Below are 13,233 nucleotides of genomic sequence, written 5' to 3'. Positions count from 1 at the left end.
GCAGCCATGCCAACGGCCGGATGCGAAATGGCGGCCAAACACGTTTTGATAGTTTGAAAAATGGGGAGTGTCAAGAGTATCTGTGCCCTGAACGAAAACGGGCGCATGTGTTTTTGGGCAAAAAACGTTTTGGCACCCACAGATTCACTTCCCCCGCAAAAAGCGCACGGCATTCACGAACAGCAAGGTTCCCGGAGGTGATACTTCGCCCCGCGTCCAGGCGGGGTGGTTGGTGACATGGTGGAACGCTTCGGGGTGAGGCATCAGCCCCAGCACCTTCCCGGAAGGATCCGTGAGGCCCGCGATGGCCAGGGGAGAACCATTGGGATTTTGGGGATAGTCCTGCGTGGGAAGGCCGGTTTCCGGCATGGCGTATTGCAGGGCGATGAGATTTTCTGCTTCGAGGCGTTGCAGGCATGCGGTGTCGGCGGCCACAAGCTTGCCTTCGCCGTGGCGCACGGGCATGGCAAGCAGGGGAAGCCCTTTGGTAAAAACACAGGGGCTGTTTTTGTTGGGCAACAGATGCACCCACCTGTCTTCAAAGCGGGCGGAATCATTGAGGCCCAGCGAAAGGCTGCGCTCAAAGAGTTTGCCGTCAAAGCCGGGCAGAATGCCCAGCTTGACGAGAAGCTGAAAGCCGTTGCAGATGCCAAGTATCAGCTTGCCATCATCCAGAAAATCGCACAGACTTTGCCGCAGGGGAATGCCTGCGGCATCTTTGAGGTGCCGCCAGCGCATGGCCGCCGCGTGCGCAGCTCCAAGATCATCGCCGTCCAGAAAGCCGCCGGGAAAAACAAGCAGGTGGTAGTCGGCAAGGCGTGTCTTTGTGGCGACAATATCTGAAAAATGCACGATATCCACCCTGTCGGCCCCGGCAAGCCGGGCCGTGTGCGCGGTTTCCAGGTGGGAATTGGTGCCATAGCCGGTGATGACCAGTACATTGACTGTGCCCATGCAAAAAGCCTCCTGGGCGGGCGTTCGTGCGTGCCTGACGGCATCCCTGCCGACAGGACGTCTGCCTGCGCTTGCGGCAAGGTATCAGAAAAAGAAAAATAATTTTACGGGTATTGGCGTGTCCAGTCAATGCTGGTCAATCGCGCGCCTTCAGGCTATGCTAGTCAGGTTGTACACACATTTCTGGTGCGGGAGAGGGGAATGAAGACAAAGTTTATTTTTGTGACGGGTGGTGTGCTGTCCTCATTGGGCAAGGGGCTGGCTGCGGCTTCTCTGGGCGCGCTTTTGCAGGCGCGGGGGCTTTCGGTGACCATCCAGAAGCTTGACCCCTATATGAATGTGGACCCCGGCACCATGAACCCCTTTCAGCACGGTGAAGTTTTCGTCACGGATGACGGGGCGGAAACAGATCTGGATCTCGGGCATTACGAACGGTATCTCAATGTTCCCATGACGCGGAAAAACAATACCACTTCAGGGGCCATCTACAACCACGTTATTGCGAAGGAGCGGCGTGGCGACTACCTGGGGGCTACCGTACAGGTTATCCCGCATATCACGGATGAAATAAAGCGGGTCGTCCTCTCGCTGGCCGAGGGGGACAATGCGGCGGATGTGGCGATCATTGAAATCGGAGGAACCGTCGGCGACATTGAGGGACTGCCTTTTCTTGAGGCCATCCGGCAGTTGCGCTCCGAACTCGGGCGCGACAACTGCCTGAGCATTCACCTCACGCTGGTTCCCTATCTGCGGTCTGCCGGTGAGCACAAAACCAAGCCTACCCAGCACAGCGTCAAGGAGCTTCTCTCCATCGGCATTCAGCCGGATATCATCCTGTGCCGGTGTGAGCAGAGCATTTCTGAAGAGTTGCGGCGCAAAATCGCCCTTTTCTGCAATGTGGATCATGACGCTGTTTTCTCCTCCGTGGATGTCAGCAATATTTATGAAGTCCCCCTGAAGCTGTACGCAGAGGGCTTTGACCAGAAAGTCGCCATCATGCTTCGCCTGCCGGCGCGCAACGCCCTTTTGGAAAACTGGGAAAAGCTGGTCCACACCTGCGCGACGCCGGAAAAAAAGATCACCATCGCCATCGTGGGCAAGTACGTCAATCTCAAGGAAGCTTACAAAAGCCTGCACGAGGCCCTTGTGCACGGAGGCATCGCCAACCGTGTGGAGGTTGACCTGCGCTACGTCAATTCGGAAATGATCGACGAAAGCAATGCCGCAGAAAATTTTTGCGGTTGTCACGGCATTCTTGTGCCCGGCGGCTTCGGATACCGCGGAGTGGAAGGCAAGATTACCGCCATCCGCTATGCCCGCGAAAACCATGTGCCTTTTTTTGGCATCTGCCTGGGGATGCAGTGTGCTGTCATTGAGTTTGCGCGCCACATGGCGAACTTTGCGGACAGCAATTCGGAAGAGTTCGATCCCGCGTCGCAGCACAAGGTCATTTACCTGATGAAAGAGTGGTTTGACCTGCGCACCAATCACCTTGAGAAGCGTGACGGAGGCAGCAACAAGGGGGGGACAATGCGCCTGGGAGCGTATCCTTGCAAGATTCTTCCGGAAACAAGGGCTTTTGCCGCGTATGGTGAAAGCCTTGTGGAGGAGCGCCACCGCCACCGTTATGAGTTCAACAACGCGTTCAAGGAAGCTCTTGCGGAAAAAGGCATGGTTTTCAGCGGAGTATCGCCGGACGATGCCCTTGTGGAAATTGTCGAGATACCGGAGCATCCGTGGTTTCTCGGCTGTCAGTTCCACCCGGAATTCAAGTCGCGCCCCATGAAGGCCCATCCGCTTTTTCGTGAATTTATCGCGGCCGCCAGGCGGCATGCGGAAAACCCGTAGCTCTTGGCAAAAACGGATTGCCCGGCGGGCTATTGCAAAAAATCATGGCTATGGCACAATACTTGAAGTAGCCTGAAACAGGTTGAAGTACAGATTTTTTGGGCGACAGAAAAATATGGCTCTGGAACTACGACAACAACTGAAACTCGCGCAGCAACTGGTGATGACGCCGCAGCTGCAGCAGGCCATCAAGCTGCTTCAGTTGTCCCGTCTGGAGCTGATTGATACCGTGCAGCAGGAACTGCTGGACAATCCTTTTCTGGAAGAGGCTTCCGGCGAGGAATCTGCCCCGGACATGGCAGAGGAGCGCCACGAAGGAAACTCCGAAGATGTGTATGACAAGGAGGCCTCCGCCAACGCCGACTGGGAAGACTATCTGGGGGACTTTGCCAGCACGCCGCGCCTTGCGCAGTCGCGTGAAGTGGAATCGCTGGAAGACATCCTGCCGCTGGAGGCCCGCCATGCGGCCAAGCCCACGCTGGAAGGGCACCTGCTGTGGCAACTGCACCTTTCGCGCCTTACGGAAAAGCAGAAAGGTATCGGGGAAATCATCATCGGCAATTTGTCTTCCCCCGGCTATCTGCATGCCAGCCTTGAAGAACTTGCCGAAATGGCCCACGCCACGGTTGACGAAACAAAAAACGTTCTGGAAAGCATCCAGCTTTTTGACCCGGTGGGGGTAGCCGCCCGGGACGCGCGTGAGTGTTTGCTTATTCAGATCAAACAGTTGCGCTATGACCGGGATCCCATCTTGCTGGAGCTTGTGACCTCCCATCTGGAAGATCTTGAGGCAAAGCGGTACAAGCCCCTGTTGCGCAAATTTCGTCTGGATCTGGCGGAACTCAAGGAGTATCTGGACATTATCCAGAGCCTTGACCCTTTTCCGGGGGCCAGTTTTGGAGGGGGAGAGCCCACCTATGTCAGCCCGGATGTGTTTGTTTACAAGGTGGGCAAGGAGTTTGTCATCGTTCTCAACGAGGACGGCTTGCCCAGGTTGCAGTTGTCCGAGCTTGCCCAGATGGAGCTTGGAGGCTCGGAGAAGGAAAAAGAATACTGTGCGGAAAAAAATCGCGCCGCCCAATGGTTTCTCAAAAGCTTGTATCAGCGCCAGCGCACGCTCTACAAGGTGATGGAAAGTATTGTCCGCCACCAGCAGGCTTTTTTTGAAAACGGCGTCACACAGCTTGCACCCCTGATATTGAAAGATATTGCCGACGACATCAGTATGCACGAATCCACGGTGAGCCGCATTACCAGCAACAAGTATGTGGCCACACCCTACGGCGTATTTGATTTGAAGTTTTTCTTCAACAGTGCGCTGGAGCTTGACGACGGCACCCAGGTCGGCTCCGAGAGCGTCAAGGCTCTGCTCAAAAAATTCATTGCCGAGGAAGACCCCAAAAATCCCTTGAGCGACGAACGCATTGGTGAAATGCTCAAGGATCACTTGAAGGTAAATATTGCCAGGCGTACTGTGGCCAAATACCGCACCGCACTTGACATTCCCGCCTCATCCAAGCGCCGGGAGCTGTTGTAGGCTCCCCGGCAGGAGCCTGTGACTTCAGGAGGAAGCCATGAACATTTCTTTTTCTTTCAAAAATTTTGAAGCGTCCGATCACCTGAAAAAATATGCTCGTCGGCGTATGGAAAAGCTGGGGCGCTTTTTCGGGAAGTCAGCCGGGCTTGATGTGGATGTTGTGCTTGCTGTGGACAAATTCCGGCATCGGTGTGAAGTGACTGTCAGCGGAGAGGGGCTGCACCTGAATGCCTCGGAGCAGACGTCGGACATGTATGCGGCCATTGACCTTGTGACAGACAAGGTTGAAGCCCAGATCAAGCGGCAGGTTTCCCGTCTCAAGTCACACCGCAAGCAGGCGCGCAACGCCGATGTGGATATTTATACCTATCATCTTGAGGCGGAGGCGGAAGCTCCCTACACTCTGGAAGGAACGGACAGGTTGGCCACAAAGCCCTTGTTTCTTGATGAGGCCCTCATGCAGCTGGACTCCATCGGCGGTGAGTTTTTTGTTTTCTTCAATGCAGAAAACAACCGCATCAATGTTGTGTACCGCACACGCAAGGGGGGATATGCATTGATCGACCCCGTTCTGTGATGCTGTCCCCATTGCGTCCTGAAGGGGCATGACGGTTTTTCGAGCCTTCTTGCAACACCATGCAGGACTCTGCGAGGAGTGACATGACCACAAGCGATCTTCCCCAAAGCCCGCAGCCCCCTGAAAACGCAGGAGAGCTTCAGGTATGTATTGTCACCGGTCTGTCAGGAGCGGGAAAAAGCACGGCGCTGAAAGTTTTTGAAGACATGGGGCATTTTGTGGTGGACGGGTTGCCCGCCAGCCTGGCTGCGGACATGGTGGGCATCATGTCGCGCCCGTCCATGGGCCATTTCAAGGGCATTGCTTTGGGGATGGACTTGCGCCAGAGCAGTTTTCTGGATGAAATCAATGCCGCGTTGAACAGTCTGGCCGCACAGCGCATACGCCCCATGCTGCTTTTTCTTGAAGCGGAGAAGCAGGAACTTTTTCGGCGTTATGCGACAACGCGCAGGCCGCACCCGCTGGAAAGGGAAGGTATGGGCCTGGACGCCGCTCTGTTGGCGGAGCGGAGCAGGCTGCGCCCGCTGCGCGAAATGGCAGATCTGGTCATAGATACCTCGCGCTTCTCCATCCATGACCTGCGCCGCGCCATACAAAAGCGATGGACTGGCGGCAAAGGTCATCTGCGCGCCATGCGTGTGCATGTCATTTCTTTCGGCTTCAAATACGGTGTCCCCCGGGAAGCCGATATGGTTTTTGACCTCCGGTTTCTGAAAAATCCCTATTTTGTCGAATCGCTGCGGCCTTTGAGCGGCAAAGACAAGCCTGTGGCCGAATATGTGCTTTCTTCTGCCGGGGCCGGGGAGTTTCGCAACAGGCTCATTGATCTTCTGCTCTTTCTCTTGCCGCTCATGGAGGCTGAGGGGCGGTACCGGATCACCATTGCTCTGGGATGCACCGGAGGGAGGCACAGGTCTGTGGCTGTGGCCGAGGAGCTTTTGCAGGCCCTGCGGCAGGCCGACTATCCCACAGCTCTTGAGCACCGCCATCTGGAGCTTGGGTGACGACGGCACAGAAGGCAGCCAAGGGATTTTCCAAAGAAAGCTTTCTGGATTTCGGCAGAGAGACGAAAAGAAACAAAAACGGCGGGTTGACGACTGTGTAGCCCATGCCTGCTGCGACAGCCCCAGAGGAGCATTATGACAGACGGAAATGCGGATATGTCGCGCGTTGGCGTAATTGTTGTTTCCCATGCGGACTATGGCTCTGCCATGCTGCGGACTGCGGAATTCATTCTTGGGCCGCAGAGTGATTGCAGTTCCGTCAGTGTTGATGTGGCCCATGAAGTTTCGGAAACCGTGCGGCGGCTTACCGATGCGGCGCAACGCCTCGACAAGGGGGGGGGGGTTCTGATCCTTACGGACATGTTTGGCGGAACTCCTACCAATTTGGCTTTGGCGCTGCTGGCGACCCACAAGGTGGAAGTGGTTACGGGGGTCAATCTGCCCATGCTTCTCAAGGTGTTCACCTCGCGCGACAAGGAAATAGGCGAACTGGCGCAGTTGGCAGGAGAGGCCGGAGCCAAGGGGATTGTGGTTGCGAGCAGCATGCTGCACAACAAAACTCGTGACAAAAGCGGCGGATAGCGTATGTGGTTTCGCGTGGACAACCGTCTGATCCACGGACAGATTATCGAAGCCTGGCTGCCGTATACCGGGGCCAGACATCTGATAGTGGCCAATGACGCTCTGGCCAGGGACAGCCTGCGGCAGAGGATTGTTGAACTGGCTGTTCCCCAGAGAGTGGTGACCCATTTTATTGTTGTCAGCGATCTTCCGGCTACATTGAACGCCTGTGGGGACGAGAGTTTTGTTCTCTTTGCCAACTGTCAGGATGCGCGGCGCGCCTGCTGTGCAGGAATTGGCATGGAAGTGCTGAACATGGGAAACCTTCACTATTCTCCGGAAAAAATCCGCTTGTCGCCGCACATTGCCCTTTCTCCCCAGGACAGGGAAGACCTGTTGTTCATACAGAGCAATTTTGTGCAACTGGATTTTCGTAGCATACCGACAGAAAAGGTGCGTTCCTGCCATGAACACCTGCTATGAAATATTGCTGACGGGGGGAGTCGGCGCTTTTTTTTTGTCCTCTCCGGCATGGTGCGCTTTTGCAGCATAGGAGTGCTGGATCGCCCCCTGTGTCTTGCCCTGATTGCGGGCTACGCCACATCCGACTGGTTTTTGGCACTCTCGCTTGGCCTTGTGTTTGAACTTTTTTGGCTGGATGGCGTGGAGTTGGGAAGCGTTGTCCCTCCGCACGGCAGCTTGGGCTTTCTGCTGGCTTTTCCGCTGTGCCGCCTGTTTGCCCTGGAGCATGCGGAACAGGTCTTGATCCCGCTCTTTTTGTCGCTGGCGGCCACATATGCCGCAGCATATCATGAAAAGCGTCGTCGCTTCCGGTTGGATCAACTGGACGTGCGGCTTGCGGCATGGTGCGCAAACCCGGCGCACGGCTCTTCTCCGGGCCGTCTTGTTGGGGTGGCCCTGGGGCGTATGGCGGCCTGCCATGCCATTTTGTATCTGCTGTGCTTTTTTGTGATCTGCGGCGTGCTCCAGGTTTTGGGGACGCGGTGGGATTTTTCCGGCATGCCGCACATATCGTGGTGGATGATTTTTCTTGCAGCTTTTCCAGGAACTTTTTTGTCGCTGCGTACCCGGCGGGCCTATTACATGCTTGTCGGTGTGGTGGGGGCAGGTTTCCTCTGGGCAGCAAAAATTTTCTGATCATGATGCTTTACTTTGGAAATAACAAAACATAGGGTGATGCCACTGCGCTCGTAGCTCAGTTGGATAGAGCGACAGCCTCCTAAGCTGTAGGCCACAGGTTCGATTCCTGTCGGGCGCACCAGAAATTCAAAAGCTTGTGATATGCTCACAAGCTTTTCGTTTTTCGGAAATCCATGCTGGAGAGTGTCGGCACGCGGCGACATCGGCAGAGCGTGCATCAGGCAAGCGACATGCAGACAATTCCCAGAGTCAGCAGGGCGATACCAAACTGTTTCTGGCGGGAGATCTTTTGCTGAAACAGAAAGTATCCGATGCCAATCGTGCCGAAAATGCCGAATACGCACCACAGCGCGTAGGCAACACCCAGCGGAATGACAAGAACCACATGGCGCATGCCCATGAAAGACAAAAAAATCATGGTCAGCGAAAGCAGAGCCCACGCTGGATTGCGGAAGCCCTGTGAACGCACCAGAGCATAAATCGCCACCAGATCCGTAGCAACCGCCCAAAACAGCCATGCGAAGGCGATATAGTGTGCGGGGGTAATGCCCAGATCTTTTAGCATGGCCGGCCTTCTTTGTCCGACTTGTCGAGGTTGATGGCAACCATGCCCGCGATGATCAGTAGCAGGCCGACGATTTTCAGCGGCGGCATGGCCTCTGCAAAAAGAAGCGCGCTCAAAAGCGAGATGCCCCCCGTTCCCACGCCGGACCAGACAGCATACGCAATACCCATAGGAATTTTTTCCACTCCGCGGGACACATAGAAATACGAGATAACGATACCCACCGTGGCGGAGGTTTGACTGAGCATGGGGTGGCTGTGCACCAGAGCGCGCATGCCCGTGGTGCCGATAATTTCGGAAAAAATACCGATGAAGATAAACATCCAGTATTTGATCATGGCGTTGCGTGTATCAATGGCGGGAAAGGGAAACGTTGAATCCTTCGGACAGAAAAAGCGCGCGTGCGCGATCAAGCTGAACGTCGGAAATACGCGGATTGCCGGAGATTCCGTATTCCATTCCGAGGTGAGCGTATTTTTGCACTCCCATTGCATGGTAGGGCAGAATATCCACCCCCAGAAGATGGCGCGCTGCTCTGTAGGGCGCCAGAAAGTCTGCAACTGCGGCCAGGGAGTTTTCGTCGGCATTGCAGCCGTTGATCAGCGGCAGGCGGACACGCACCTGCGCTCCGCTGTCCAGCAGGTACGTCAGATTTCGAAGAATTTTCTCATTGCCAATACCTGTCAATTTTTGATGGGCTTTACTATCTATTTGTTTGATATCGTAGAGAAAAATATTGACAAAAGGAGCAATGCCAACCAAAATTTCAAGTTCTGCAAATCCCGAAGTCTCCAGAACAGTATGTACATCCTGCTCACGACAGGCGCGGAGCAGATTCTGCACAGCCTGCCATTGCATCAGGGGTTCTCCTCCGCCTGCGGTGACGCCGCCGCCAGACGTCAGATAAAATTCATGATCCTGCATGACTACATCCATTATCTGCTCAATGCTCATATCGTGTCCGCATAGGGCAAGGGCCCGCTGGGGGCATGCATCAACGCAAGCACCGCACCCGGAGCAACCCGCATGCCTGACATCGTGCATGGCCGGATTCCCCCGCAGCGTGTGCAGGCGTTCAGGGCAGACCGGAACACACATGCCGCAGTTCACGCACAGATTGCGATGAAACAGAATTATGGGCTCTGTCGTCTGCCCTTCAGGATTGGAGCACCACAGACATCGCAGGGGGCATCCCTGAAAAAAAACAAGCGTGCGAATGCCCGGGCCATCGTAAATGCTGTATTTTTGAATATTGAATATTCGCGCGCTTTGTGTGGAGGGCATGTTTTTCTCTTTATACAGGAGAGGGGGGTGTCTCCCCCTCGGGGGAAAACAAGGAGGGACAATAAGAAAAGCGTCACCCGTGCTCTACAAATATTTCAACATGGTGCGGCTGATAATTTCGTTTTGCACGTCTTCGCACAGTTCCACAAAAAAAGCAGAGTACCCAGCCACGCGAACCACAAGATCGCGGTATTCCTGCGGGTGTTTTTGTGCTTCTGTCAGCATCTCGTTGGTCAGATAATTGAACTGCATTTCTCCGTTTCCGAGGATGCTGGCAGTATGGATGAGGGAAATGAGCCCGTTTTTGCCTTCGGGCGTTTCCAGCAGGCCGGACATGAGTTTGAAGTTATGCACCTGCCCGATATTCATGTTTTCGCAGGTGAGTTTGGACACACTCTTGATGATGGCGGTGGGTCCTTTGAAATCCGCTCCCTGCGTTGGGCTGATGCCATCAGACAAAGGTTTCCATGCCATGCGCCCGTTGGCTGAGGCCCCGGTGATCATGCCGAAGGGGGTATTGTTGGAGATGGACAGTGTGCCGTGGCTCAAGGTGGAGTAGAGCGTGCGGATTTTCCTGTGCTCTCTCTCGGTAAAAGCAATGACGTCCGCCGCTATGGAGTCGGCGTAATCCTCGTCATTGCCATACTTGGGCGCATTGAGGCAGTCATTGCGGATAGCCTCATAGCCTTCAAAGTTGGCTTTGAGGGCTTCGTTGAGTTCGGTCAGAGTGTATTTTTTGTCATCATATACCAGTTTTTTTATTGCCGCCATGGAATCGGCATAGGTAGCAAGACCGCTCCAAACCACGCCAGGGCCAAAATTGTACATGGCGCCGCCTGCGGCAACGTCGCATCCGTTTTCCATGCAGCCTTCATACATGATGGACATGAGTGGCTTGGGCGCAAGCTCTTTGTGCACCCTCTGGGAAATAACCGTGGCTATCCCCGAAAGGCGGGTGATGTATTTGATCTGCTCTTTGACGGCATGTTCAAATTTTTCGTATGTATCGAATTGCTGAAGATTTCCCCCGTCGGGGCAGACTTTTTTGCCGTACCACAGGGGTATGCCGTGGTTGAGCGTCAGTTCGATGGCAATCGGCCATTGGGTATAGGCGGTGGAAGTCCACTGATACAGACGTCCGGATTTTTGTGGTTCGACACACCCCATAAGGCAGTAATCGCGGGCGTCTTCAAGGCTGACACCTTTGGCGAGCATCATCTTGATGTGGGCATCGTCAAAATGCACGGCCGGAAATCCCATTCCCGCCCGCACAACGTCCACGATTTTTTCCAAAAAGGGGTGTGGAGATTTGTTATGTACGCGTGTGGCCAGAGACGGCTGGTAGATTTTCACATGGCGCACGGCGTCCATGAGCAGATAGGTCAGTTCGTTGGTGGCATCCTGCCCGTCGCGGCCTACGCCGCCCACGCACATATTGACGAAAGGCTGATACCCGGCGAAAAATTTCGAGCTGCCTTCGGAGGTGAGCCACATCATCTCGCTCATCTTGATAAGCATGCAGCCCGCAAGGTCAAAAGCCTCATACGGAGTAAGGCGGCCTGCCTCCACATCTGCCCTGAAGAAAGGATACATGTATTGGTCCACGCGGCCAATGGACATGCCGGTCTGATTTTCTTCCACCACCAGCAGAGATTCAATGGTCCATACCGCCTGAATGGCTTCCCAGAAGGTTGTGGGCGCGTGGGCGGGCACACGGGCATTGACTTCAGCTATTTTTTCAAGTTCGGCCTTGCGGATGGGGTCTTTTTCTCCGGCGGCCAGGCTGGCGGCATATTCTGATAGGCGGCGCGCGTAAATCATCACTCCTTCGGTCGTGTCAATGACGGACTTGTAGAAGTAAATTTTTTCAATGTGTTCCGGGACAGCATAGTCCAAAGCGGCAAGCCGGTGGCGTGCTTCTTCCTGAATATCCAGCATGCCCTTGCGCATCAGGATCACATCATAGCCGGGATTGGAGTCACCGCCGCCGTTGAGCGCATGGTAGGAACAATCCGACACAAAAGATTCACCCGAAAGTTCCCACACGCCAGCTTCGCGATACTGCGCCTCGCAATGTTCATCAACAGATTTGCCTTGCCAGTAAGGGAAAATTTCTTCGCGCAGAATTTTTTTGTCTTCATCAGAGATGAAAAACGGGTCTTGCGGACGGGTGCCGATGGTTTCCAGTTCGTCCCGCAGCCAGCGCCAGGAAATATCCGGAGAAAAAGCCCCGGCGCGCGGAGCGCCGTTGGGGGCGCCCACGATGAGTTCGTGGTCTTGGATAACCAGTGGCGCTGTTTCGCAGCAGCGGCGAAAAGCCTTGGCGCGCAGTTGGATGCGGGGCAGACCGGGGTTTTCCCTGTCAATGGCGGTGATGGCACGTGCCCGGTGAATGGTAATGGTGGGCTTTTGGCACAAATAGTTCATTTTGAGCAATTTGTGACGCGGCGTCGGACCATCGGGAATCTCCGTGGGACAATGGGTGTATTGTACACTCTCCAGCGGTAACTGTGCCATGCGCATGACCTCCGTTTGAAGGAGCAGGGAGTATGTCGTCCTGCCGCCTGCAAAAGGTTGTGTGCGGGTCGGCAGGAAAAATTTTGCCTTTACAGCTGAACCTTGTATGCCTCGGCGGTGAGCAGGGCATCGACGTCAGCCTTGTTGTCAGGCACGATGCGTACAATCCATCCTTCAGCATAGCATGAGGCGTTGATTAATGTAGGGGTGTTTTCCAGTGCGGTATTGACCTCGGCAATGGTTCCGCTGACGGGCATGAACAATCCGTTGACGGACTTGACAGATTCCACCGAGCCGAATTCCTCACCGGCGGCGAAACGGGATCCCGCTTGCGGCATGTCCACAAAGGATACTTCGCCGAGTTGATCTTGGGCATAGTCACTGATACCCGCAAGCAAGGTTTCGCCGTCATTCTTGAGCCATACATGATCCGGGGTGTATTTGATGTCGGCGGGCAGATTGAGCTGTTCTGAAGTTTTCATGTTGACTCCCTGAAAGTTGGTGTGGGCTTGTAGGTGGATCTTGCCCGCCGCTCATCACACGGAAAGGTTTTTCTGGCACTTCAGTCGTCCGGGCATTCGAGCTGCAGGTTATAGGTTACGGGAAAGGCTGGTTCCAGTGATGCTGAAACAAGGCAGCCATTGCGCATGACCTTGCGAACCCGTTCAAAAATATCTTCATAGGCAGCGTCCATGCGCACGATCACATCCAGAGTAATGCCCAAAATGCGTCCGCGCCCCTTGTCGTCTGAACCGGCGGAAACGCTGGCCTTTCCGGAAATTGTATCATATTTGGCTCCACGCGCATCCAGTGCCTTGTCCAGAGCCGCAATGTAGCAGTACAGCACGGAAGCGCCCAAAAGTTTTTTGGCGGAACCGGCGCGTTCGTTTTCCGGCAGGGCATCGTTGTCAATATGTACTGAACCGAGGGCCGGGCTTTGCATATCAAGACCAATGTGAGGGCCGCTACGTTGCAGTTCAACAGTGACTTCTTGTGCCATGATAACGCTCCTTATGGCAGGAAGGGTATGCCTTGAAGATATTTTTATATAAGCATGATGCATGCCAATTTTCGCGTGGTCTGCTTTTTTATATTTTTTTATGCATTTTAGTATGTTAAAGCAATGTCAGATGATATTATGGACTTGGGGGTGGACAAGAGAAAAGTGATGTGTGACACTTTTGTCATTCCTGGTGACAAAAATGGCATCGCCGCTCCTGACCGC

14 protein-coding genes and 1 tRNA gene are annotated in these 13,233 nt (G+C 54.5%); 8 read left to right on the top strand and 7 right to left on the bottom strand.

Translation table 11 applies throughout. The features are described from left to right. Positions 1-144: 144 nt before the first annotated feature. Positions 145-954, bottom strand: coding sequence for a phosphoribosylformylglycinamidine synthase subunit PurQ (locus tag EII23_RS02780; protein ID WP_124791868.1), 810 nt, complete (start codon positions 952-954; stop codon positions 145-147). A 201-nt stretch (positions 955-1,155) separates the two neighbouring features. Here EII23_RS02780 and EII23_RS02775 point away from each other — a divergent pair, with 201 nt between their 5' ends. From EII23_RS02775 to EII23_RS02740, 8 genes are all read left to right on the top strand, one after another. Further along, on the top strand, positions 1,156-2,802 hold the full coding sequence (locus EII23_RS02775) for a CTP synthase (protein ID WP_124791867.1): 1,647 nt from the start codon (positions 1,156-1,158) through the stop codon (positions 2,800-2,802). A gap of 115 nt (positions 2,803-2,917) precedes the next feature. Beyond that, the gene (gene rpoN / locus EII23_RS02770; RefSeq protein ID WP_124791866.1) at positions 2,918-4,339 is read left to right on the top strand and encodes an RNA polymerase factor sigma-54; all 1,422 of its coding nucleotides are present in this window, start codon (positions 2,918-2,920) and stop codon (positions 4,337-4,339) included. A 37-nt stretch (positions 4,340-4,376) separates the two neighbouring features. Then, complete coding sequence (gene hpf, locus EII23_RS02765; RefSeq protein ID WP_124791865.1) at positions 4,377-4,916, top strand: ribosome hibernation-promoting factor, HPF/YfiA family; 540 nt, start codon at positions 4,377-4,379, stop codon at positions 4,914-4,916. Between the two features lie 83 nt (positions 4,917-4,999). Then, positions 5,000-5,920, top strand: a complete 921-nt coding sequence (rapZ, locus tag EII23_RS02760) for an RNase adapter RapZ (RefSeq protein ID WP_124791864.1) — start codon at positions 5,000-5,002, stop codon at positions 5,918-5,920. A 135-nt stretch (positions 5,921-6,055) separates the two neighbouring features. Further along, positions 6,056-6,502, top strand: a complete 447-nt coding sequence (locus EII23_RS02755) for a PTS sugar transporter subunit IIA (RefSeq protein ID WP_124791863.1) — start codon at positions 6,056-6,058, stop codon at positions 6,500-6,502. A 3-nt stretch (positions 6,503-6,505) separates the two neighbouring features. Further along, a complete protein-coding gene (locus EII23_RS02750; protein ID WP_124791862.1) occupies positions 6,506-6,964 on the top strand; it encodes a PTS sugar transporter subunit IIB in 459 nt (152 codons plus the stop codon). Between the two features lie 72 nt (positions 6,965-7,036). Continuing rightward, the gene (locus EII23_RS02745; RefSeq protein ID WP_124791861.1) at positions 7,037-7,639 is read left to right on the top strand and encodes a hypothetical protein; all 603 of its coding nucleotides are present in this window, start codon (positions 7,037-7,039) and stop codon (positions 7,637-7,639) included. A gap of 47 nt (positions 7,640-7,686) precedes the next feature. Continuing rightward, positions 7,687-7,763: transfer RNA gene (locus EII23_RS02740), tRNA-Arg, on the top strand. Between the two features lie 96 nt (positions 7,764-7,859). Here the strand turns inward: EII23_RS02740 and EII23_RS02735 are convergent. The 6 genes from EII23_RS02735 to EII23_RS02710 all read right to left on the bottom strand — a co-directional run bounded on the left by EII23_RS02735 (position 7,860) and on the right by EII23_RS02710 (position 13,008). Beyond that, entirely contained in the window at positions 7,860-8,207 is a 348-nt protein-coding gene (locus EII23_RS02735) for an SMR family transporter (protein WP_124791860.1), read from the bottom strand. Beyond that, the gene (locus EII23_RS02730) at positions 8,201-8,545 is read right to left on the bottom strand and encodes a multidrug efflux SMR transporter (RefSeq protein WP_124791859.1); all 345 of its coding nucleotides are present in this window, start codon (positions 8,543-8,545) and stop codon (positions 8,201-8,203) included. The genes EII23_RS02735 and EII23_RS02730 overlap by 7 nt, the downstream gene beginning before the upstream one ends. A 13-nt stretch (positions 8,546-8,558) precedes the next feature. Next, complete coding sequence (gene cutD / locus EII23_RS02725) at positions 8,559-9,491, bottom strand: choline TMA-lyase-activating enzyme (protein WP_124791858.1); 933 nt, start codon at positions 9,489-9,491, stop codon at positions 8,559-8,561. Between the two features lie 84 nt (positions 9,492-9,575). Then, a complete protein-coding gene (gene cutC, locus EII23_RS02720) occupies positions 9,576-12,008 on the bottom strand; it encodes a choline trimethylamine-lyase (RefSeq protein ID WP_260424563.1) in 2,433 nt (810 codons plus the stop codon). Between the two features lie 89 nt (positions 12,009-12,097). Continuing rightward, entirely contained in the window at positions 12,098-12,490 is a 393-nt protein-coding gene (gene gcvH, locus EII23_RS02715) for a glycine cleavage system protein GcvH (protein ID WP_124791856.1), read from the bottom strand. An 80-nt stretch (positions 12,491-12,570) separates the two neighbouring features. Continuing rightward, positions 12,571-13,008, bottom strand: coding sequence for an OsmC family protein (locus tag EII23_RS02710; protein WP_124791855.1), 438 nt, complete (start codon positions 13,006-13,008; stop codon positions 12,571-12,573). Positions 13,009-13,233 lie beyond the last annotated feature (225 nt).

The organism is Desulfovibrio sp. OH1186_COT-070 (assembly GCF_003860215.1).
In the GTDB taxonomy this organism is placed as follows: Bacteria; Desulfobacterota; Desulfovibrionia; order Desulfovibrionales; family Desulfovibrionaceae; genus Desulfovibrio.
The sequence above is the reverse complement of the archived record's forward strand: the minus strand, read 5'-3'. Positions and strand labels throughout refer to the sequence as shown.

Excerpts from the sequence above, each read along its gene's own strand:
- EII23_RS02780 (WP_124791868.1), bottom strand. The coding sequence starts at position 954 with ATGGGCACAGTCAATGTACTGGTCATCACCGGCTATGGCACCAATTCC.
- EII23_RS02775 (WP_124791867.1), top strand. The coding sequence starts at position 1,156 with ATGAAGACAAAGTTTATTTTTGTGACGGGTGGTGTGCTGTCCTCATTG.
- rpoN (WP_124791866.1), top strand. The coding sequence starts at position 2,918 with ATGGCTCTGGAACTACGACAACAACTGAAACTCGCGCAGCAACTGGTG.
- hpf (WP_124791865.1), top strand. The coding sequence starts at position 4,377 with ATGAACATTTCTTTTTCTTTCAAAAATTTTGAAGCGTCCGATCACCTG.
- rapZ (WP_124791864.1), top strand. The coding sequence starts at position 5,000 with ATGACCACAAGCGATCTTCCCCAAAGCCCGCAGCCCCCTGAAAACGCA.
- EII23_RS02755 (WP_124791863.1), top strand. The coding sequence starts at position 6,056 with ATGACAGACGGAAATGCGGATATGTCGCGCGTTGGCGTAATTGTTGTT.
- EII23_RS02750 (WP_124791862.1), top strand. The coding sequence starts at position 6,506 with ATGTGGTTTCGCGTGGACAACCGTCTGATCCACGGACAGATTATCGAA.
- EII23_RS02735 (WP_124791860.1), bottom strand. The coding sequence starts at position 8,207 with ATGCTAAAAGATCTGGGCATTACCCCCGCACACTATATCGCCTTCGCA.
- EII23_RS02730 (WP_124791859.1), bottom strand. The coding sequence starts at position 8,545 with ATGATCAAATACTGGATGTTTATCTTCATCGGTATTTTTTCCGAAATT.
- cutD (WP_124791858.1), bottom strand. The coding sequence starts at position 9,491 with ATGCCCTCCACACAAAGCGCGCGAATATTCAATATTCAAAAATACAGC.
- cutC (WP_260424563.1), bottom strand. The coding sequence starts at position 12,008 with ATGGCACAGTTACCGCTGGAGAGTGTACAATACACCCATTGTCCCACG.
- gcvH (WP_124791856.1), bottom strand. The coding sequence starts at position 12,490 with ATGAAAACTTCAGAACAGCTCAATCTGCCCGCCGACATCAAATACACC.
- EII23_RS02710 (WP_124791855.1), bottom strand. The coding sequence starts at position 13,008 with ATGGCACAAGAAGTCACTGTTGAACTGCAACGTAGCGGCCCTCACATT.